Source organism: Lactococcus cremoris subsp. cremoris KW2 (assembly GCF_000468955.1).
Classification (GTDB): Bacteria; Bacillota; Bacilli; order Lactobacillales; family Streptococcaceae; genus Lactococcus; species Lactococcus cremoris.
The window spans coordinates 1,393,509-1,413,523 of the sequence record NC_022369.1 but is presented as its reverse complement, the minus strand read 5'-3'; the positions used below and the strand labels follow the sequence as shown (position 1 = coordinate 1,413,523).

General features: G+C 36.2%; 21 protein-coding genes. 15 read left to right on the top strand and 6 right to left on the bottom strand.

Annotated features, from left to right (window positions below; translation table 11 throughout):
* Positions 1-14: 14 nt before the first annotated feature.
* From KW2_RS06685 to KW2_RS06635, 11 genes are all read left to right on the top strand, one after another.
* Positions 15-968, top strand: a complete 954-nt coding sequence (locus tag KW2_RS06685; protein ID WP_021037387.1) for a carbohydrate ABC transporter permease — start codon at positions 15-17, stop codon at positions 966-968.
* A gap of 50 nt (positions 969-1,018) precedes the next feature.
* Complete coding sequence (locus tag KW2_RS06680; protein ID WP_051303730.1) at positions 1,019-1,804, top strand: carbohydrate ABC transporter permease; 786 nt, start codon at positions 1,019-1,021, stop codon at positions 1,802-1,804.
* Positions 1,801-2,346: a hypothetical protein gene (locus KW2_RS06675; RefSeq protein WP_021037385.1), complete on the top strand. Its 546-nt coding sequence runs from the start codon at positions 1,801-1,803 to the stop codon at positions 2,344-2,346. Before KW2_RS06680 ends, KW2_RS06675 begins: the two co-directional genes overlap by 4 nt.
* Positions 2,347-3,087, top strand: coding sequence for an SDR family NAD(P)-dependent oxidoreductase (locus KW2_RS06670; RefSeq protein WP_021037384.1), 741 nt, complete (start codon positions 2,347-2,349; stop codon positions 3,085-3,087).
* A 9-nt stretch (positions 3,088-3,096) separates the two neighbouring features.
* Entirely contained in the window at positions 3,097-4,524 is a 1,428-nt protein-coding gene (locus tag KW2_RS06665; protein ID WP_021037383.1) for a glycoside hydrolase family 1 protein, read from the top strand.
* A 70-nt stretch (positions 4,525-4,594) separates the two neighbouring features.
* A complete protein-coding gene (locus KW2_RS06660; protein ID WP_021037382.1) occupies positions 4,595-5,311 on the top strand; it encodes a GntR family transcriptional regulator in 717 nt (238 codons plus the stop codon).
* Between the two features lie 196 nt (positions 5,312-5,507).
* Positions 5,508-6,872, top strand: a complete 1,365-nt coding sequence (locus tag KW2_RS06655) for an MFS transporter (protein ID WP_021037381.1) — start codon at positions 5,508-5,510, stop codon at positions 6,870-6,872.
* Positions 6,873-7,121: 249 nt separating this feature from the next.
* Positions 7,122-7,910 carry a dihydroorotate dehydrogenase electron transfer subunit gene (locus KW2_RS06650; RefSeq protein WP_014572723.1) on the top strand — a complete coding sequence of 263 codons (789 nt, stop codon included), beginning with the start codon at positions 7,122-7,124 and terminating at the stop codon, positions 7,908-7,910.
* 230 nt (positions 7,911-8,140) lie between these two features.
* On the top strand, positions 8,141-9,076 hold the full coding sequence (locus KW2_RS06645; RefSeq protein ID WP_021037380.1) for a dihydroorotate dehydrogenase: 936 nt from the start codon (positions 8,141-8,143) through the stop codon (positions 9,074-9,076).
* Positions 9,077-9,205: 129 nt separating this feature from the next.
* The gene (pyrF, locus tag KW2_RS06640; RefSeq protein ID WP_011676339.1) at positions 9,206-9,919 is read left to right on the top strand and encodes an orotidine-5'-phosphate decarboxylase; all 714 of its coding nucleotides are present in this window, start codon (positions 9,206-9,208) and stop codon (positions 9,917-9,919) included.
* Position 9,920: 1 nt separating this feature from the next.
* Positions 9,921-10,379: a hypothetical protein gene (locus tag KW2_RS06635; protein ID WP_021037379.1), complete on the top strand. Its 459-nt coding sequence runs from the start codon at positions 9,921-9,923 to the stop codon at positions 10,377-10,379.
* Between the two features lie 8 nt (positions 10,380-10,387).
* On the opposite strand, the gene rsmG is transcribed toward KW2_RS06635, so the two are convergent.
* The 6 genes from rsmG to KW2_RS06605 form a co-directional block, all read right to left on the bottom strand.
* Positions 10,388-11,104, bottom strand: coding sequence for a 16S rRNA (guanine(527)-N(7))-methyltransferase RsmG (rsmG, locus tag KW2_RS06630; RefSeq protein ID WP_021037378.1), 717 nt, complete (start codon positions 11,102-11,104; stop codon positions 10,388-10,390).
* Positions 11,101-12,060, bottom strand: coding sequence for a polyprenyl synthetase family protein (locus tag KW2_RS06625; RefSeq protein ID WP_011835018.1), 960 nt, complete (start codon positions 12,058-12,060; stop codon positions 11,101-11,103). The genes rsmG and KW2_RS06625 overlap by 4 nt, the downstream gene beginning before the upstream one ends.
* A complete protein-coding gene (locus KW2_RS06620) occupies positions 12,051-12,581 on the bottom strand; it encodes a Gx transporter family protein (protein ID WP_021037377.1) in 531 nt (176 codons plus the stop codon). The genes KW2_RS06625 and KW2_RS06620 overlap by 10 nt, the downstream gene beginning before the upstream one ends.
* Positions 12,578-12,985, bottom strand: a complete 408-nt coding sequence (locus tag KW2_RS06615; RefSeq protein ID WP_021037376.1) for a NusG domain II-containing protein — start codon at positions 12,983-12,985, stop codon at positions 12,578-12,580. The genes KW2_RS06620 and KW2_RS06615 overlap by 4 nt, the downstream gene beginning before the upstream one ends.
* A 70-nt stretch (positions 12,986-13,055) precedes the next feature.
* On the bottom strand, positions 13,056-13,997 hold the full coding sequence (gene galU / locus KW2_RS06610) for a UTP--glucose-1-phosphate uridylyltransferase GalU (RefSeq protein ID WP_021037375.1): 942 nt from the start codon (positions 13,995-13,997) through the stop codon (positions 13,056-13,058).
* 53 nt (positions 13,998-14,050) lie between these two features.
* Positions 14,051-15,079, bottom strand: coding sequence for an NAD(P)H-dependent glycerol-3-phosphate dehydrogenase (locus tag KW2_RS06605; RefSeq protein ID WP_011835022.1), 1,029 nt, complete (start codon positions 15,077-15,079; stop codon positions 14,051-14,053).
* A 191-nt stretch (positions 15,080-15,270) separates the two neighbouring features.
* Between KW2_RS06605 and KW2_RS06600 the strand changes: the two genes are divergently transcribed.
* The 4 genes from KW2_RS06600 to pfkA all read left to right on the top strand — a co-directional run bounded on the left by KW2_RS06600 (position 15,271) and on the right by pfkA (position 19,945).
* Positions 15,271-15,897, top strand: coding sequence for a 5-bromo-4-chloroindolyl phosphate hydrolysis family protein (locus tag KW2_RS06600; protein WP_011835023.1), 627 nt, complete (start codon positions 15,271-15,273; stop codon positions 15,895-15,897).
* 141 nt (positions 15,898-16,038) lie between these two features.
* On the top strand, positions 16,039-17,217 hold the full coding sequence (locus KW2_RS06595; RefSeq protein WP_021037374.1) for a toxic anion resistance protein: 1,179 nt from the start codon (positions 16,039-16,041) through the stop codon (positions 17,215-17,217).
* A 170-nt stretch (positions 17,218-17,387) separates the two neighbouring features.
* A complete protein-coding gene (gene nagA / locus KW2_RS06590; RefSeq protein WP_021037373.1) occupies positions 17,388-18,536 on the top strand; it encodes an N-acetylglucosamine-6-phosphate deacetylase in 1,149 nt (382 codons plus the stop codon).
* Positions 18,537-18,922: 386 nt separating this feature from the next.
* Positions 18,923-19,945, top strand: coding sequence for a 6-phosphofructokinase (gene pfkA / locus KW2_RS06580; protein WP_003131080.1), 1,023 nt, complete (start codon positions 18,923-18,925; stop codon positions 19,943-19,945).
* Positions 19,946-20,015: the final 70 nt, after the last annotated feature.

Sequence of the window (20,015 nt, the reverse complement as noted above, 5' to 3'; positions counted from 1 at the left end):
TTTAGATAAAGATGATGAAAGGTGTTGGGTTGGAAATTTATTTTTCCAACCTTTCATTTTTGGAGGGAGTTACCTTGAATAAATTATCACAAAAAGCGCAGAAAAGATTAATCATTTTTGCCTTTACGATTGTTCCACTTGTCTTACTTCTGATGTTTTCCTACTATCCTTTAGTGAAAATGGTTCAATATTCGCTGACCGATTGGAATGGAATCTCGCCAAGCTCAAACTTTGTTGGCTTTGCAAATTACGAAAAAGTTTTTTCTAATCCAAATTATTTTGGTGTTTTCAAGACGAGTTTATATTATTTTTTATCAAGTTTTCCGCAACTTGGACTGGCTTTACTTTTTGCGACAATCTTGTCTTTCAAAGTTAAGTTTGCTAATTTTTGGAAAGGAATTCTCTTTTTTCCTTACTTGTTAAATGGCGTTGCCATTGGTTTTATGTTTTTATATTTTTATAAAACGGGTGGAACTTTAGATTCACTTTTACACTTGGTTGGGATTCAGCATGTGCCACTCTGGCTGGGAAATCAATCTATTAATAATATTTCATTATCTTTTGTTTCGATTTGGCGTTATATGGGCTTTAATTTTTTGATTTTTCTTGGAGCAATTCAATCGGTTGATCCCGAAATTTACGAGGCTGCAGAGATTGACGGCGCAAATCGTTGGAATCAATTTCGCTTTATTATTATTCCAGCAATTAGAAATATCTTATTTTTGAACATCATTTTATCTGTTTCAGGCTCACTTTCTGTCTTTGAAGTGCCATATATTATGACTGGTGGAGCCAATGGGACAATGACTTTTGTCATTCAAACGGTGCAAACGGCTTTTAACTATAATCAAGTAGGGCTTGCATCAGCTATGGCAGTCATTCTATTGATTATTGTGGTGACGATTTCAGCGGCTCAATTTATTCTGACACAAGACAGAAGTACTTCTAAAAAGAAAGCAGGAGCATAATGAAAAAGACAAGTAGACAGAAATTTCGTATGAGTTAGCTTCTAAAATATATTCCGTTAACTTTGGCGGCGCTTGTAGCAGTCTTGCCACTTTTGGTTGTTTTTATTGGCTCTTTTAAATCACTGACAGAGTTCACGAATTCAGGCGTTTTGAGCTTGCCAAAGCATTTTACGCTAGCTAATTATAGCCAAGCTTTTACACAAGGAAATATGCTGACAGGTTTTAAAAATACGCTCATTATCTTTGTGATTTCAATGACGGGTCAGCTTTTGATTTCATCATCATTTGCTTATGTGATGAACCGCTTTGACTTTCGACTGAAAAGACTGATTTTGGCGCTCTTTACGATAGCCATGTTGATACCAGCCATTACATCCCAAGTAGCAGTTTTTCAATTGATTAATCAACTGGGTTTGGTAGGCACACGTTGGTCAGTCATTCTCCTCTATATCGGAACAAATGTGATTGCCCTCTATATTTTTCTACAATTTTTGCAAGAAATCCCCTATTCCTTGGACGAATCGGCTTTGTTAGATGGGGCTTCATACTTTAGGATTTTCTGGTCGATTATCTTGCCTAATTTGAAAGCACCAATTGTGACCATGGTCATTATTTCAGGAGTGGGTGTTTATAATGATTTTTATAATCCTTATCTCTATATGCCTGACCCTAGTTTACAAGTGATTTCAACGGCACTTTTTGCTTTCAAAGGTTCATCGGTTGTGCAGTGGCCAGTGATTTTGGCTGGGGTTATGATTGTTATTGTACCTATTTTGATTGTCTTCATTGTTTTGCAAAAGTATATCTATAATGGAGTGACAGGAGCGGTTAAATGAAAGTATCAGGTTTTACATGGGCAATCCAATGGATTTATATGATTGTACTTTCGTCTCTGATGTTTTGGCTAAATTTTCTGCGTGGCTTTATTTTATTAGGGACAACTTATTCCTTTAAGAAAACTTTTGCTTATCTGCGTGGAACTTATTACGACAAATACCGCGAAAGAACACATGGAGTTAAGGTTAAATTTGATGTCAGTAATTTGATTATTATCTTTATGCTTGGTGTCTTCTTTTTGGCAAGTGACTTTCCATTATCTAATCTGACGACGTTTTTGATTTTGGTTAGTATTGCTTATTTTGTATTGACATTGATTTATATTATTTTCAAGACATATTATGGGTTAGACCGATTTGTTGAGGTTATTCAAAAAATGAAAAACAATTGGTCAATGGTCTTTTATACATTGATGATTGTCATTTTAGCATTTTTCCTGACGGGATTTAATCGAATCTGGTTTGTTTTATTTATTCCTGGGTTACTTTGTAAAATGATAGATATTGCTTTTAGTCGATTAGAAAAGAAAGAAGTGAGATAGATGACAGAAAATAAATGGGCACTGGTTACGGGTGCTTCAAGAGGAATCGGGCGAGAAATTGCACTGTTTCTTGCTAAAAATCAAATAAATGTAGTAGTTCATAGTCGGAGTTTGAAACATACTGAGTCTTTAATTTGTGAGCTCAAAAATCTAGGGATTAAAACTTTTGCGGTTGATGCTGAATTATCAGATGAAATGCAAGTACGTCAAATGGCTGATGAAATAGATAAACGAGTTGTTTTAGATTATTTATTCAATAACGCAGGAATCCAACCTAAAGCACAAACTCCTTTTAGTCTAATGAACGTGGAAGAATATATCCAAACATACAAAGTAAATCTTGTCGCTCCTATGATTTTAATAGAAAAGTTTTTACCAAAAATGATTGAGCAGGGATTTGGGCGAATTTGTAATACAACAAGTGGGATTATTTATCAACCTGAACAAAGTGCTTACGCAGCTTCAAAGGGTGCTTTAGATAAAATAAGCAAAGACTTTTCCAAAAAAATTGAAGGGACGGGTGTAACAATTAATGTTGCCGATCCTGGTTGGATTCAAACGGATCTTGGTGGCAAAAATGCTCCAAATCTAGTGGATACGGTTGTGCCTGGGATGGCATTAGCAGCCTTTACATCAAATGACATCAATGGAAAATGGATCTCAGCGCAGGCTTATAAGGGCTTGGGATTAGAAAAAGCTTTAGAAAAATTGGAACAAAATTTGAAAGAAATTACGTGGTAGTAAAAAAAGATGATTGAATTAAAATTTCCAAAAGATTTTTGGTGGGGAGCAGCGACTAGTGGGCCACAGCTAGAAGGACGGTTTAACAAGAAGCACGCCAATATTTTTGACTATGATTTTGAAAAATTTCCTGAGCATTTTTGGCATGGTATTGGTCCCGATGTGGCTAGTAATTTTTATAATGATTTTATAGAAGATATTAGATTGATGAAAAAGGCAGGTTTGAACTCAGTAAGAACAAGCATTCAATGGTCACGCTTGATTGATGACTTGGAAGAAGGAACAGTAAACCCTGAAGCAGTGGAGTTTTATAATGCCGTCATTGATGAATTTTTATCAAATGGTATTAGACCGATAATTAATTTACATCATTTTGATTTGCCAGTTGAACTTCTTCATAAATACGGCGGGTGGGCAAATAAACAAGTGATTAGTTTCTATGTGAAATATGCTGAACAATGTTTCAGATTATTTGGTGACCGAGTGAGTGATTGGTTTACTCATAATGAGCCAATGGTAGTAGTTGAAGGTGGCTATCTTTATCAATTTCATTATCCAGACTTGGTTGATGGTAAACTCGCAGTACAGGTGGCTTATAATTTGCAATTGGCTTCGAGTTTAGCCATTCAAAAATATCGTGAAGTGAATCAAAATTCTGATGGAAAAATTGGAATCATCTTAAATTTAAGTCCAAATTATCCAGCCTCACAGGATAAAGAAGATATTGCTGCAGCCCATTTTGCGGATTTATGGCAAAACCGACTCTTTATGGATGCATCTGTCAAAGGTAAATTTCCGAATGAATTAGTTGAAATCCTAACTAAAGATAGAGTGTTATGGAATTCTACATTGGAAGAATTAGAAACAATAAAAAATAATAAAGTGGATATGTTTGGAGTTAACTTTTACCATCCCAATCGTGCGCAACGTCCGCATTATTCGCCAGATAGTTTGACTGTTGATTGGTTACCGAATAAATATTTTGATGATTATAAAATGGTGGGAGCGCGAATGAATGTAGATAAAGGTTGGGAAATTTATCCGCAAACACTATACAATATTGCTAAAAATATCCAAAAAAATTATGGAAATATCCCTTGGTTTGTGTCTGAATGTGGGATAGGAGTTAGTAATGAGGACCGTTATTTAAATCGTGACGGTCTGATTGAAGATGATTATAGGATTCAATTTATTCAGGAGCATCTCTATTGGTTGCATAAGGCAATAGACGAGGGCGCAAACTGCTATGGTTTTCATCTATGGACACCTATTGATTGTTTCAGTTGGCGTAATTCTTATCGAAATCGTTATGGCTTGATATCGGTTAATATTCATACTCAGAAAAAGTGTTTGAAAAAATCGGCATATTTCTTTAAAAATTTAGCAGAAAAATCGATATTAGAGCTTTCTGAGGAAATCTATAATAAATTTAATTAAACATTTCTTTTTTACGGCAAATAGTGCTATAATTCGAGTAATAAATAGAAGATTTTGAAAGGAGAATTACTTGAATAAATATGCCAAAATTCGAAATGATGTAAGAAATAAAATCATTTCAGGAAAATATAAACCTGGAACTTTGCTCCCTAAAGAATCGGAAATGATCTTGAAATACAATGCTTCAAAACTAACGGTAAAAAAAGCAATGGATGAACTTGTTAATGAGGGATTGATCATCAAAAGGAGAGGGAGCGGAACTTTTGTTAAAGGGCTGAGCACAGAGGATATTGAAAAATTAAAAGTAGTCAACCAATTTCAAGGTTCCAGTGCTTTTTTTGCAGATAAGGTTGTTGAAAGTCGAATTTTGGTATTTGAAGTGGTAAAATCTGAACCCGAAATTATGGAAAGACTGGGATTAAGTGAGATAAGTGATTTATATCATGTCGTTCGGACCCGTTTGATTGATGGAGAGCCTTATGTCATTGAGAGTACTTATATGCCAGTCGATTTAATTAAAAATTTAACTTTTGAAATTTGTTCTGGTTCGATTTATGAATATATTGAAGATGAACTTGGATTGACTATTGGGAGCGCTCATCGCAGAATTGAAGCACGAAAAGGAACTGACGAAGAATTAGTAGAATTGGGTGGAAAATCTGGGGACCCAGTTGTTCTAGTATCACAAGTTGGATATTTGTCTGATGGCAGGACTTTTGAGGCTTCCATGAATGTTCATCGCTACGATAAATATGCGTTTGAAACAGTGTTAATGCATAAAAATTGAAAAATTATTTTTATATAATTTATAATTTGTCCTCGAAAAAGTTAAGACTTGCATTTTATGAGATTTATAGATATAATAGACAAGTTATAACTTTCGTACAGATAACATAAATTATGTTGAATTATACAGAGGCGAAATTATTATTCTAGAATAATAATTTCGCCTCTTTTTGTTTAGTTTTAGGAGATTTTATTGCATGAATAAAAACAACCATTTCCACTTATTAGGGGCAGTGATTGCTACAGGTATTTTGTCGTTTTCTGGTGTTCTGATTGAAACCGCGATGAATGTGACTTTCCCAACGCTCATTCATGAGTTTGGACTTTCTACATCAAAAATACAATGGGTAACGACGATTTATCTTCTTGTGATTGCGATTACGATTCCTCTCTCTTCTTATTTTAATGAGCGCTTTTCGGCAAGAAAGCTTTTCTTGATTGCCAACCTTTTCTTTTTAGTTGGAGTCTTAACCAACTGTTTCTCAGCGAATTTTGCCATGCTTTTGTTTGGCCGCCTTTTACAAGGGATCGGGACAGGGATTGGTTTACCTCTGATGTTCCATCTTATATTAACTAAGGCACCTCTTCATAAAAGAGGAATGATGATGGGAATTGGAACTCTAACAACCTCTATTGCGCCAGCTATTGGCCCAACTTATGGGGGAATTATTGCTCATGCGCTTGATTGGCGTTATATCTACATCTTTTTACTTCCTTTAGTTATCATTTCCTTATTTCTTGGTTTAGCTGCCCTTCCAAGAGAAATTGCAAAAACACCAAAAAAATTGGCCTTTCGTCCAGTTATTGCCTTGTCAATTATGTTCTTTGCCTTTATTTCGGCTTTGAGTGCAGAACATTTGCTTACTTTCGCACTTTTGTTCGTCATCGGAATGATTGGAGCAGTCATGTTTGTTCGTTTCAATCGTAAAGAAACGTTAATTGATTTGGGAATCATGAAAAATCGTCGCTTCGTTGCCTTAATTTTTAGTCTTTTAGTTTATCAAGCTTTATTATTAGGTTTATCATTTATTTTGCCAAGTTTTCTTCAAGTATCAGCAGGATTTAGTTCATCTGTTGCCGGAATATTTATGTTTCCTGGAGCTTTGATAGGGGCTGTTTTGGCTCCGATTTCTGGTAAAATCTTAGACCAAATTGGGGCAAGAAAGCCGATTACGACAGGTTTAGTTTTAGCGGCTTTGGGACTCGTTTTGCTTTTTGTATTTTTACCGACTAAGAGTCTCGCTCTCCTTTTGATTGCGCACATTGTTTTGATGTTAGGTTTGGGAATTTCTTATAGTAATTTGATGACTTGCAGTTTGGGCACCTTGTCAACGGAGGAGCTTTCTGATGGAAATGCTTTGGTCAATACTTTACAACAATTTATCGGAGCGGTCGCAACGGCAGTAGTTGCAACAACCCTTTCACTCTTCCAAGGTCTTAATGGTTTCAAAACTGGAACAAGCCAAGGAACTTCAATTATTTTAGCTTTATTTTTCATCTTAATTATTGTCAGTTTGATTGTAAGTTTCCCAAATTTGAAAAAAATAAAAGCAAATCATTAAAAAAATCTTTGACGAATGACACTTTTTTCGTTATAATATTTTAAAACCTTTAACTAAGTCCAGAGAGGCTTGCAAGGATACGGAAAATTTATCTTGGATTACTGACAAACTAAGGATCAACTTCTTTTTTAGCGTATTTGTCTGTCAGTAAATGACCAATTTTTTAGTACACTTGTAAGTTCTCTTACAAGTGTTTTTTTATTATATAATTTAGAGCATTTTATCGGTAAATAAAAGAATGGAGAAATAATGTCCCAATTACAAGAGATGATGACAGTTGTCAGCCAACGTGAGGTCGCCTACAATATTTTTGAGATGGTGCTTAAAGGAACGTTAGTAGATGAAATGGATTTGCCCGGACAATTTCTCCATCTGGCTGTTTCTAATGGAGCCATGTTATTACGTCGACCAATTTCAATTTCGAGTTGGGATAAAAGGGCAAAAACTTGTACGATTCTTTATCGGATTGGAGATGAAACGACTGGAACCTATGAACTTTCAAAATTGGAACCTGGTGCAAAAGTGGATATCATGGGTCCTTTGGGAAATGGTTTTCCAGTAGCGGAGGTGACTTCGACTGATAAAATTTTGATTATCGGTGGTGGAATTGGGGTTCCCCCTCTTTATGAACTGGCAAAACAACTAGAGAAAACCGGTTGTCAAATGACCATATTACTTGGTTTTGCTTCTGAGAATGTCAAAATTTTAGAAAATGAATTTTCTAATTTGAAAAATGTGACACTGAAAATTGCTACCGATGATGGCTCTTATGGTACAAAAGGACATGTTGGTATGCTAATGAATGAAATTGATTTCGAGGCGGATGCCCTTTATACTTGTGGTGCGCCAGCCATGCTTAAAGCAGTTGCCAAAAAATATGACCAACTAGAGCGCCTTTATATTTCAATGGAAAGTCGAATGGCTTGTGGGATTGGCGCCTGTTATGCCTGCGTCGAACATGATAAAGAAGATGAAAGCCATGCCCTCAAGGTCTGCGAAGATGGACCGGTCTTTTTAGGGAAACAGCTTTCATTGTAATTGAAATGTTCTATCAATAGGATATCAGCAATTAAAAGAAATGTTAGAGGATCTGCCAGCTCTGTCAGTAAAATGCGACTGAATAGGGAGTATTTTAGTTGCGGATAAAAGAATTGTTAGTGCAACTGATGATTCTGTCAGTAAAATGCGATTAATATGAGCATTTTATCGGTGGATTAAAGAATTGTCAGCACAGCTGATGATTCTCACATTAAATTAGGAGAGAAATAATGACTGAAAACAATCGTCTGTCAGTAAAATTACCTGGACTTGACTTAAAAAATCCAATTATCCCAGCGTCAGGTTGTTTTGGTTTTGGCGAAGAATATGCGAAATATTATGATTTGAACAAATTGGGTTCAATCATGGTTAAGGCGACGACTCTTCATCCTCGTTTTGGAAATCCAACACCACGTGTGGCTGAAACAGCGAGTGGCATGCTTAATGCCATTGGGCTGCAAAATCCGGGATTAGAAGTCATAATGACAGAAAAACTTCCTTGGCTTAACGAAAATTTTCCAGAGTTACCAATTATTGCCAATGTAGCAGGTTCTGAAGAAGCTGATTATGTGGCTGTATGCGCTAAAATTGGTGATGCAGCAAATGTTAAAGCCATCGAATTAAATATTTCATGTCCAAATGTCAAGCATGGCGGGCAAGCCTTTGGAACTGACCCAGAAGTTGCGGCGGCTCTAGTTAAAGCTTGTAAAGCGGTAAGTAAGGTGCCTTTGTATGTGAAACTTTCACCTAATGTGACTGATATTGTTCCGATTGCAAAAGCAGTAGAGGCAGCAGGCGCTGACGGTTTAACCATGATTAATACACTCATGGGCGTACGTTTTGATTTGAAAACTCGTCAGCCGATTTTAGCCAATATCACAGGAGGCTTATCAGGGCCAGCCATCAAACCAGTTGCGCTCAAACTTATTCACCAAGTGGCACAGGTCGTTGATATTCCAATCATTGGAATGGGCGGTGTGGCCAACGCTCAAGATGTTTTAGAAATGTATATGGCTGGAGCGTCAGCTGTTGCGGTGGGTACTGCGAATTTTGCTGACCCATTTGTTTGTCCAAAAATTATTGATAAATTACCAGAGCTTATGGACCAGTACGGGATTGAAAGTTTAGAAAGCTTGATTCAAGAAGTAAAAGAAGGCAGAAATTAATTCTCTATGGACCTGATGATTCTATCAATCGTCATCGATTAAAAATTGAGTATTTTATCATTAAATAAAAGAACCGTCAGTAAATCTGGCAGTTCTGTCAATAAATATTAAGAAAAGAAAGAAGAAAAAATGCAAGAAAATAGACCTGTTATTGCCCTAGATTTCCCAGAATTCTCAGATGTGAAAGATTTCCTTGAAAAATTTGACCCGTCTGAAAAACTCTACATCAAACTTGGTATGGAACTTTTTTATACCGCCGGCCCACAAGTAGTATATTATGTGAAATCGCTCGGTCATAGCGTTTTCCTTGATTTAAAACTTCATGATATTCCAAATACAGTTGAATCATCCATGCGTGTTTTAGCCCGTTTGGGAGTTGATATGGTCAATGTTCACGCTGCTGGCGGGGTTGAGATGATGGTTGCAGCTAAACGCGGTTTAGAAGCAGGGACTCCAACTGGACGTCAAAGACCAAAACTAATTGCCGTTACGCAATTAACCTCGACTTCTGAGGAAATTATGCAAAATGACCAAAAAATTATGACCAGTCTTGAAGAATCTGTCATTAATTACGCACAAAAAACAGCCCAAGCCGGACTTGATGGTGTCGTTTGCTCCGCTCATGAAGTTGAAAAAATTAAAGCGGCAACATCAAAAGAATTCATTTGTTTAACACCGGGAATTCGTCCAGAAGGAGCAAGTAAAGGCGACCAAAAACGAGTAATGACACCAAAAGAAGCAAGAACAATTGGTTCAGATTACATTGTTGTTGGTCGACCAATTACACAAGCAAAAGACCCTGTTTCAGCTTATCATGCGATAAAGGAAGAATGGAATCAATAATATGAAAAGAATTTCGCATTTTTTCATTGTTTTAATTGGAATTTGTACTGCACTTGTCCTTGGATATATCTTCACGGTCATTTATACTGAGGTTGGAAATGCGCTATTAGTCCATGATAGTAAAACAATTACACTTTATAAAGTTTTAACAGAAATCAATTTTAGTTCAATTGCCGTCGCTTTTGGTATGGCTTTTGCTTATATGTTCTTATTAGATTTGCTGACAGTACTTGCGGTCCATTCTTGGCATCGAGTTCAAAACAAGAAAAAATCGAAATACCAGTCAAAAATTGCTCATTTTTGGTTTCGTTATCGGACGATACATCTTACCTTTATTTTACTTTCAGTCTTCATTACCTTATCGCTTACTGCACCAGCAATGATTATGAATAGCTTTACGGCCATTGTTTCAATCTCAGTGCTTATTAGCAATCTGACCAAAAAAATCGGCAATGATTAGCCGATTTTTTATTTTATTGGACTTTTAGCAGGAGTGCCTGCTTTACGTGGGTATTTCTTTGGTGTTTCTTTTTTCTTTTCAATGACGGCAATGTGGCGTTCATCGCCATTAGGCAATTCATAAGCGATTTCCTTGATGAATTTTCCGCCCAGAATTGCAATGGCTTTTTTAGCATCTGTTAATTCTTCTTCAAATTGAGCTGCTTTTAATGACAATAAATTACCATTTTTCTTGAGAAAAGGAATTGTAAATTCTGATAGGACGGAGAGTCTAGCGACCGCACGGGCAGTCACAAAATCAAACGTTCCACGATAATTCGAATCTTGTCCAAAATCTTCGGCTCGTCCATGAAGCAAGGTAACATTTTCAAGGCCTAATTCCTCTGTCAGTAAACTCAAAAAATTAATTCGTTTGTTTAAAGAGTCAATGATTGTTACCTCTAGTTCAGGAAAAATAATCTTCATTGGTAAGCTAGGAAAACCAGCTCCAGCCCCAATATCTAAAATGCTGACGGGCTGGTCAGTAATTAATCCATACAAAATTGGCGCAACCGAGTCATAAAAATGTTTTAAATAGACTTCGTTTTTTTCGGTAATTGCGGTCAGATTAATTTTTTCATTCCATTCAACCAAAAGTTCAAAATAGCGTTCAAACTGTTTGATTTGTTTATCAGATAGCTTGATATCAAAGTCTGTCAGTGCTGACAAAAATTCATCAGGGGTCATAAAGTTCGCTCCAAAAGTTTTCTAGTAATTTCAGCAATCAGCTCTCGATTCTCACCTTTAGGTAATTTATCGATTAAATTTAATGCTGAAAGGGTGTAAGATTTCGCAAGTGCTTTGGTTTTTTCAAGGGCATCAGAAGTTTTGATAAAATCATAAACTTCATCGAATTTTTCATTTTTAATTAATTCAGAAACGAGAGCATTGTTTTCCTGTAAAGCAAAGAGGACAGGAGCCGAATAAATGCCTTGTTTAATGTCTTCAAGTACCGGTTTCCCAAGCGTTTGAGCAGTCGATGCATAATCTAAATAATCATCCATGATTTGGAAAGAAATTCCAATATTCATGCCGATTTTGTAGGCTCGTTTTGTCAGAGCATTATTCTTGGAAATCAAAGGAGCAACAGAAGCAGATAGTGCAAAAAGTTCACCCGTTTTTCCCGAAATGTTTTCAATATAATCATCCAAAGTTTGTTGAAGATTAAAATGATGATTAAGTTGACCCAATTCGCCACCTAACAAACGCTCAATTGACCCAATGTTTTTAGTTAAATTTGACAATTCTAATGAGTGTTCTGACATTAAACGAAAGACAGCAATAAAGAGATAGTCGCCGGCATAAACAGCAATTTCAGGCCCATATTTTGCTGACAAGGTGGCAACTCCACGTCGAGTATCAGCATGATCAATCACATCATCATGTACTAAAGTTGCCGTGTGCATCATTTCGACAGAAGCAGCAAGAGCCAATCGCTCGCTCTCCGAAAGGTCAGTGAATCCTGAAAATAGAAGCAGATAAGCAGGGCGTAACATTTTCCCACCTGCATCAAAAATATCAAAAATAGCCGATTTGACATCAGAATTTTTGATGGTAACATGGCTTTTCATTAATTGATGTACTTGAGCTAATTCCTTCTCAAGTGCTGGATAGTCTTTCCAAAAGTTATTTTTTAAGTCCATTGTTTACTCTCTTTGATAAATAGTTCCTGTATGGGTTTAACCCGTGAAATTAATTGATTCCCGGCAATACCAATCGCAAAACCAGCTAGTATTCCAAAAAAGGCAAGCCATGGCAAATATAGCATGACAGAAGTTGTTTTCGCTAAAAGTGAAGCCATAGCTAACTGGCCAAAATTATGGAAAAATCCACCAACGGTTGAAATACCAATCAGTGAGACTAGCTTTGGTCCAAATTGCTTCATTAAGTACATGGCTAATAAAGATAAAATTCCGCCAGCAAAAGAATAGAGAAAGACAGAAAATCCAGTAAAAAGTGCTGTAATTAAAAGACGAAGAATTTGCATGACCCAAACCTGTTGCCATTTCAAAGTGAAGACAGCAATAATCATGACTAAATTGGCCAATCCTACCTTAGCTCCGGGAGCAAAAGCAAAAAAAGGAGGCAGTGTGCTTTCAATGATTCCCATGACTACTGCAGCAGCAGTTAATAAGGAAACATAAACGTATTCTTTGATATTCATACCTTATAATCTACCTGTTCGTCTTTTTGACCACTCATCACTTCAATCACTAAATTGTGAGGTAAACAAACGATTGTTTCCCCTGTTTTAGAAATAAAGCCTCGTTGGACATCAATTTGGTCTTTACAATTCGCCTCAACAACTGCAATTTCGCCGTTTTTCACCTCTATTTTGTTATAGTCGCCATCTTTATCACGGTAAGTCCAAGTTTGATTTTTTTTCAAATCAAATGTTTTTATGACTTTCCCGCTAATCCGAAGCTCGGCTTTGGCTCCAGTAGAACCAGTGGCGAAAAGGAATATCGTTGAAAAGGAAGCAAGAAATAACACGAAAATGATAACAAAATCAAGCGGTTTCGTTTTTATTGTTTTAAAAAAAATTATCGTGTTTTTAAAGAAGTTCATTAAGATTAATTATAGCAAAATTAATGAAAAAATTCACGAAATCAAAAAGAAAAAGCCAATAGGCTCTTTCTTATTTTTTTGTATTTTGTTTTGGTTCATCTTTAGAAAGTTCTTTAGCTTTTTCGATGATATAATTTTTCAAATTGTCGCCGATTTGTGGATGTTCTAAACCATACTCGATTGTTGTTTCCACAAAACCAAGTTTATCACCAACATCATAACGTTTTCCAGTAAATTCATGAGCAAAGACACGTTGTGTTTTATTCAAACGTTCAATCGCATCAGTTAATTGAATTTCATTTCCAGCACCAGGTACTTGTGTTTCTAAAACATCAAAAATTTCTGGAGTCAAGAGGTAACGACCGATAATTGCAAGGTCTGAAGGAGCTTCCTCAACTTTTGGTTTTTCAACGAAACGTTCAACATTGTAAAGACCTTTAGAAACTTCGCCATTAGGGTCGATTACTCCGTATTTGTCAACATCTTCATGAGGCACTTTCATTACAGCGATTGTTGAAGCATGAGTTTTTTCATAATCATTAATCAAGTCTTTAGTCAAAGGAGTTTCATTGCCTGTGATATTCATCAAATCATCACCAAGCATAACTACAAAAGGTTCGTTGCCAACAAAAGCTTTGGCTTGAAGAACAGCGTGTCCCAAACCTTTTGGATGAGATTGGCGGATAAAATGAAGATTGATATCTGTTGTTTCTTCAACAAGTTTAAGTAATTCTGTTTTTCCTTTTTCAAGTAAATTTTGTTCAAGCTCAATATTTGAGTCAAAATGGTCTTCAATTGGACGTTTTGCTTTACCAGTTACAATCAAAATGTCTTCGATTCCAGATTTCAAAGCTTCTTCAACGATGAATTGGATAGTAGGTTTATCAACAATTGGCAACATTTCTTTGGCAATGGCTTTAGTTGCTGGTAAAAAGCGAGTCCCAAGACCAGCAGCAGGAATAACAGCTTTACGAACTTTTCTGGCTTTGTTAGGTATAGTAGTTTGTTTCATGATAATTAACTCCTTTATTTAATTAGTAAAATCGAATTTTTTTATTTATTATTTTATTTATTAATATTAATGAATTCATTTTCAGCACGAGTTTCGCGGCGCATGATATCAAGAATTCCAGATTTTGCATCAAGATTTTCATAAAGAACTTTGTAAATTGTTTCAGTGATAGGCATGTCAATTTCAAGTCGTTGAGCAAGCTCATAAGCTGCTTTAGTCGTTGAAACTCCTTCAATAACCATTCCCATATTCTTTTCGATATCTGCTATTTTTTCACCGCGACCAAGAGCATCGCCTGCCCGCCAATTTCGTGAATGAATGGACGTCCCTGTTACAATAAGGTCGCCGACTCCGGAAAGACCACTGTAAGTTAAAGGTTCAGCTCCCATGGCAACGCCTAATCGTGTAATCTCGGCAAGACCACGAGTAATAATTGCTGCTTTAGCATTGTCACCAAAACCAAGACCGTGTAATGCCCCTGCTCCAACCGCGATAATGTTTTTAAGAGCACCAGCTGTCTCAACTCCAATCACATCAGTATTAGTATAAAGACGGAAATAGTCATTACTAAAAATAGATTGAGCATATTTTGCTTCATCGTGATCGTTAGAAGCTGCAGAAATCAAAGTGATGTCACGAACAATCGTTTCCTCAGCATGAGAAGGACCAGAAACGACAACGATTTCACCGCGAAGTTGAGCTGGAATTTCTTCTTCAAGAATTGTCGAAATTCGGTCATGTGTCCCTTGTTCAAGCCCTTTTGAAGCGTGTAGGATATGAACTTTATGTTTAAGAACTTGGGCAACTTGTTTTGCAACCAATCGTGTAACTTTCGTTGGCACAACAAATAGGATGGCATCAACATTTTCCAAAGCTAAATCTAAACGACTATATGCCTTTATTTTTTCATCTAAGACAACATCTTTAAAGTAGCGTGTATTCGTATGTTTTTCATTTATCTCGGCCATTTGTTCTAGGTTGTTTCCCCAGATACGAACTTCATGACCATTATCATTAAGAACTTGTGAAAGAGCAGTTCCCCATGAGCCTGGACCTAAAACTGCAATTTTTTGTGGATTCATAGAAATGATCCTTTCTTTCGTTTTGGTTTCCTTTACATTTTAACATAAGCAAGAATAAAAATCAGCCCTAAGTATGATTTAGGGTTTAAATATTATGATAAAATAGAGATATATCCGAAAGGTTATTCTTAAAATTGAAATTTAAAAATTAGAAACTTGTGAAAACAGGACACAAGCGGGAGGAAAAAAATATGCCAGTCAGTTTATTTATGAATCATCATGGGATGATGTTTGGTTATGGTCATCTAGGAATCGTGAATGTGATTTTTGGTTTAGTTCTCTTTTTCTTAATAATAAAAATGATTATAGGTATCAGTTTTATGCGCAAAAATTCGACTGAAAAAGAAGAAAGGTATCAGGACAAAGGAATGAGTAAAAAAGAAAATATTGAACGTTACCACGAAGCAGGACTTTCTGATACAGACATCAAAATATTTCGTGAAAATTTATCTGAAGCCAAAGAAAACATCAAAACTTGGGAAAAATTGTTGAAAAAAGAAGATGATTTACAAGTTGTTGAGTCAGTAACAGGTGGCTTAGACGCTAGTAAGCATACTTTCAAATATATTGTTCAAAATCCACAAGAACTTACTAAACAAAATGAGTTTCTTTATAAAGACTTGCCAAATATGGTCAAATTGTCAGAGAAATTTATTGAGATGAAGAAACAATCAGTAAGAACCGAAGATATTAATCGTGATTTAGATGAGACTCTATTATTGATAAAAACATTGTCTAATTCGATTTCTAAAAATTACCACGAAATACTGATGGATGATGTGAATGTCATTAAACATCAAGTTGATTTTGACAAATAAATTTACTGACAAGATTAAATGATTTTTGTCAGTAAAAACTGACGATTCTGTCAATAAAAGACGAATATTCCTGTCAATTTTGGCAGGAATCATTTATAATATAAAGTAAGTAATCGAAGACTAGTAAAGGAAAATAAAGATATGGACAACCCAATTTTAGATGATTTGATGACGAATGATAAAGTCATCAAAGAAGCAGACCAATTAGATGAGCAACAAAAATCAGAAATTGTAAAAATGCATCAAAATGCCTCATTGGCAGCTGTAGAAGTCCTTTCTACTGACGAATTAGAAAAAGCAAAAGAATTATCTAAACAATTGGATGAATCAAGTGCCCAATCTGTCATTAATTATGGAGCGAGTGCTCAAGATAAAATTTCAGCATTTTCACAAAGTGTCTTAAATAAAGTTCAAGCCCAAGATTTAGGTGAAGTCGGCTCATCACTAACAGACTTGATGTTCAATTTGCAACAAGCTAATCCCAACGAATTGGTTGCTGAAAACAAAGGGATTTTTACCAAAATGTTTGGTAAAGTTAAACGCTCGATTTTTGAAGTGACTCAAAAATATCAAAAAATCGGAGCTGGAATTGACAAAATTTCGGCCAAATTAAATAATGAACAACAAGGGCTTTTGCAAGATAATGAAATGCTTGACAAACTCTATGATGAAAACCTGAATTATTTCAAAGCCTTAAATGTTTATATTGCAGGGGCCGAATTAAAAGTTCAAGAATTGGACACTGAAATATTACCTCAAGCACGCAAGGAAGCGCAAGAATCTACTGACAATGCCTTAATTGTTCAAAAAGTGAATGATTTAGAATCATATAAAAATCGTTTAGAAAAACGAGCCCATGATTTACGGCTTGCTCGTCAGCTGACCATCCAACAAGCCCCACAAATCCGTTTGATTCAAAATACCAACCAAGAATTAGCTGAAAAAATTCAAACTTCCATAAATACTGCGATTCCACTTTGGAAGAACCAAGTGGCGATTGCTTTGACTTTGTTGAAACAAAAAGATGCATTGACTAGCCAACGGATTGTTTCTGAAACAACCAATGATTTGTTGCGTAAGAATTCAGAAATGCTTAAAGCTTCAACAATTGAAGCCGCAACAGAAAATGAACGTGGCTTAGTTGATATTGAAACGTTGAAATTAACTCAACAAAACCTAGTGGATACTATCCAAGAAACCATGCGTATTCAAGCCGAAGGACGTCAAAAACGTCAACAAGGTGAAGTTGAACTTTCTAAGATGGAAGAAGAAATTAAAGAAAAATTGTTACAATTATCAAATAATAAACAATTAAATTAAATTTTAAAATTACTGACAGAAATTGACCAGCATTCTTATCCGCCAACGTGTGATAGATAAGCTCTGACAAAGCTGTCAGTAATTTTTTCATTCTGATAATTGGTATATACTGTTTATTGACAAATAAGATAAAGGGTGCTAAAATTAAAGAAAAAGAAGAGGAGATATTTATGACTTACTATATTAAAGCAAATCAATTTTTCTACGCTTATGAAACAAAAAAAGGTGGTTTCTTAGAAATTACTGATGGAAAATTTGGAGAGTGGACAGAAGAAGCGCCAGCAGGAGCTGAAATCCTAGATTATTCAGGACAATCTATTGCCCCAGGATTAGTTGAAACACATATTCATGGTTTCGGTGGTGCAGATGCCCAAGATGCTGAAGTAGAAGGAATCATGGGGACAATGTCAGAAGGATTATTGTCAGCAGGAGTTACTTCATTTTTGCCAAGTCCTTTAACAGATGACCATGAAGGCTTGAAAGCGGTCTGTACAGTTGTAGGAGAACACTACCAAGAAGCACGCGGAGCTAAAGTACGTGGTATTTTCTTTGAAGGTCCTTTCTTTACAGAAGAAAAGAAAGGGGCTCAAAATCCTAAATACATGCGTGATGCTAAAATGTGGGAGCTTGAAGATTGGCAAGAAGCTGCACATGGAATGCTTAAGAAAATTGGTCTTGCACCAGAACGCGAAGGTTCAGAAGACTTTATTCGTAAGGCGACTGAATCAGGGGTTGTCATTGCCTTAGGCCATTCGAACGCGACATATAAGCAAGCAGTTGCCGGTGTTCAAGCTGGAGCATCTGTATGGGTTCACACATTCAATGGGATGTCAGGAATGACTCACCAAGAACCAGGGATGGTTGGAGCAATTTTAAATACTCCAAATACTTACGCCGAATTAATTTGTGATGGTCACCATGTTCGTCCAGAAGCCGCTGAAATTGTTGTGAAAATGAAAGGCGCTGACCATGTTGTTTTGATTACAGACTCAATGCGTGCCGCAGGACTTCCTGATGGTCCTTATATGCTTGGAGAATACGAAGTAGAAGTGCGCGATGGCGCTGCTTGGCTTCCAACAGGCCGCCCAGCCGCTTCAATTTTAACACTTAAAACAGCCGTTAAAAATGTGATTGACTGGGGGATTGCTACGCCAGCAGAAGCAGTTATGATGGCTTCATTAACGCCAGCAAAATCAGTAAATATTGATGATGTTTGTGGACAAATCAAACCAGGACTTGCAGCCGATTTCATCGTATTAGACAATGAATATGATTTAGTTGCGACTTATCTTGATGGTGAAAAACGTTACGAAGCTTAATCTTGAAAATGAATTTCGAAAGGAATTCATTTTTTTATGAAAATAATTTCAATTTTCAAAATGAATAATTAGAAAAATAAACAAAAAAGTAAAAGATTCTTTACTTTTTTGTTAAAATATAAAAGAATAGAATGGCTAATATTGTGTCATATTATAGAAGAATAAGAAGCAAATGAAGTCTAAAAAAATTATTTGAAAATGCTAGAAAACCCTTGCAAAATAAGGCTTAGAAAAAAAGAAACAATGAAAACGTTTCATACAGTTTGTAAAGAGATTTTTTTATAAATACGTGATATAATGAACTAGACAACAAATGAACATGGTAAAAATATTAATAACGTTTACGTATTTTTGCTGTGTATCTCAATTTCGGAGGACAGATTTAAATGAAACGCATTGCAGTTTTGACTTCTGGTGGTGATGCCCCAGGGATGAATGCGGCTATTCGTGCAGTTGTTCGCAAAGCAATTTCTGAAGGTATCGAAGTTTACGGTATCAATCACGGATATGCGGGCATGGTTGCGGGAGACATTTTCCCGCTTACGTCAGCTTCAGTTGGTGATAAAATCGGTCGTGGTGGTACATTCTTGTACTCAGCACGTTACCCAGAATTTGCTCAAGTAGAAGGACAACTTGCTGGGATTGAGCAACTTAAAAAATTCGGTATCGAAGGTGTCGTTGTAATCGGTGGTGACGGATCTTACCATGGAGCTATGCGTCTTACAGAACATGGTTTCCCAGCTGTTGGACTTCCAGGCACAATCGATAACGATATCGTAGGAACTGATTTTACAATTGGTTTTGATACAGCTGTTTCGACAGTCGTAGATGCCTTGGATAAAATCCGTGATACTTCATCATCACATAACCGTACTTTCGTTGTAGAAGTAATGGGACGTAATGCTGGAGATATCGCTTTGAATGCTGGTATCGCTGCTGGTGCAGATGATATTTGTATTCCAGAAAAAGAATTTAAGTTTGAAAACGTAGTTAACAACATTAACAAAGGCTACGAAAAAGGTAAAAATCACCACATCATCGTTCTTGCTGAAGGCGTTATGACTGGTGAAGAATTTGCTACAAAACTTAAAGAAGCTGGTTATAAAGGAGACCTTCGTGTTTCTGTTCTTGGACACATCCAACGTGGTGGTTCACCAACAGCTCGTGACCGTGTTCTTGCTTCACGTATGGGAGCTCGTGCCGTTGAATTGCTTCGTGATGGAATCGGTGGCGTAGCCGTTGGTATCCGTAATGAAGAACTTGTAGAAAGTCCAATTCTCGGAACTGCTGAAGAAGGAGCACTCTTTAGTTTGACTACTGAAGGTGGCATCAAAGTAAACAACCCGCATAAAGCAGGTCTTGAACTTTACCGTCTTAACTCAGCACTCAACAATCTTAACCTTAACTAAGTTACTGCAAATCTGTTTCTAGTTAAGTGTTAAACGCATAATTAGGGCAGAGATATATAATTAATCATTA

Excerpts from the sequence above, each read along its gene's own strand:
- rsmG (WP_021037378.1), bottom strand. The coding sequence starts at position 11,104 with ATGACCCCTGATGAATTTTTGTCAGCACTGACAGACTTTGATATCAAG.
- KW2_RS06620 (WP_021037377.1), bottom strand. The coding sequence starts at position 12,581 with ATGAATATCAAAGAATACGTTTATGTTTCCTTATTAACTGCTGCTGCA.
- KW2_RS06675 (WP_021037385.1), top strand. The coding sequence starts at position 1,801 with ATGAAAGTATCAGGTTTTACATGGGCAATCCAATGGATTTATATGATT.
- pfkA (WP_003131080.1), top strand. The coding sequence starts at position 18,923 with ATGAAACGCATTGCAGTTTTGACTTCTGGTGGTGATGCCCCAGGGATG.
- KW2_RS06615 (WP_021037376.1), bottom strand. The coding sequence starts at position 12,985 with ATGAACTTCTTTAAAAACACGATAATTTTTTTTAAAACAATAAAAACG.
- KW2_RS06605 (WP_011835022.1), bottom strand. The coding sequence starts at position 15,079 with ATGAATCCACAAAAAATTGCAGTTTTAGGTCCAGGCTCATGGGGAACT.
- KW2_RS06635 (WP_021037379.1), top strand. The coding sequence starts at position 9,921 with ATGAAAAGAATTTCGCATTTTTTCATTGTTTTAATTGGAATTTGTACT.
- KW2_RS06665 (WP_021037383.1), top strand. The coding sequence starts at position 3,097 with ATGATTGAATTAAAATTTCCAAAAGATTTTTGGTGGGGAGCAGCGACT.
- nagA (WP_021037373.1), top strand. The coding sequence starts at position 17,388 with ATGACTTACTATATTAAAGCAAATCAATTTTTCTACGCTTATGAAACA.
- KW2_RS06625 (WP_011835018.1), bottom strand. The coding sequence starts at position 12,060 with ATGGACTTAAAAAATAACTTTTGGAAAGACTATCCAGCACTTGAGAAG.
- KW2_RS06645 (WP_021037380.1), top strand. The coding sequence starts at position 8,141 with ATGACTGAAAACAATCGTCTGTCAGTAAAATTACCTGGACTTGACTTA.
- KW2_RS06600 (WP_011835023.1), top strand. The coding sequence starts at position 15,271 with ATGCCAGTCAGTTTATTTATGAATCATCATGGGATGATGTTTGGTTAT.
- KW2_RS06650 (WP_014572723.1), top strand. The coding sequence starts at position 7,122 with ATGTCCCAATTACAAGAGATGATGACAGTTGTCAGCCAACGTGAGGTC.
- galU (WP_021037375.1), bottom strand. The coding sequence starts at position 13,997 with ATGAAACAAACTACTATACCTAACAAAGCCAGAAAAGTTCGTAAAGCT.
- KW2_RS06685 (WP_021037387.1), top strand. The coding sequence starts at position 15 with ATGAAAGGTGTTGGGTTGGAAATTTATTTTTCCAACCTTTCATTTTTG.
- KW2_RS06595 (WP_021037374.1), top strand. The coding sequence starts at position 16,039 with ATGGACAACCCAATTTTAGATGATTTGATGACGAATGATAAAGTCATC.
- KW2_RS06670 (WP_021037384.1), top strand. The coding sequence starts at position 2,347 with ATGACAGAAAATAAATGGGCACTGGTTACGGGTGCTTCAAGAGGAATC.
- pyrF (WP_011676339.1), top strand. The coding sequence starts at position 9,206 with ATGCAAGAAAATAGACCTGTTATTGCCCTAGATTTCCCAGAATTCTCA.
- KW2_RS06655 (WP_021037381.1), top strand. The coding sequence starts at position 5,508 with ATGAATAAAAACAACCATTTCCACTTATTAGGGGCAGTGATTGCTACA.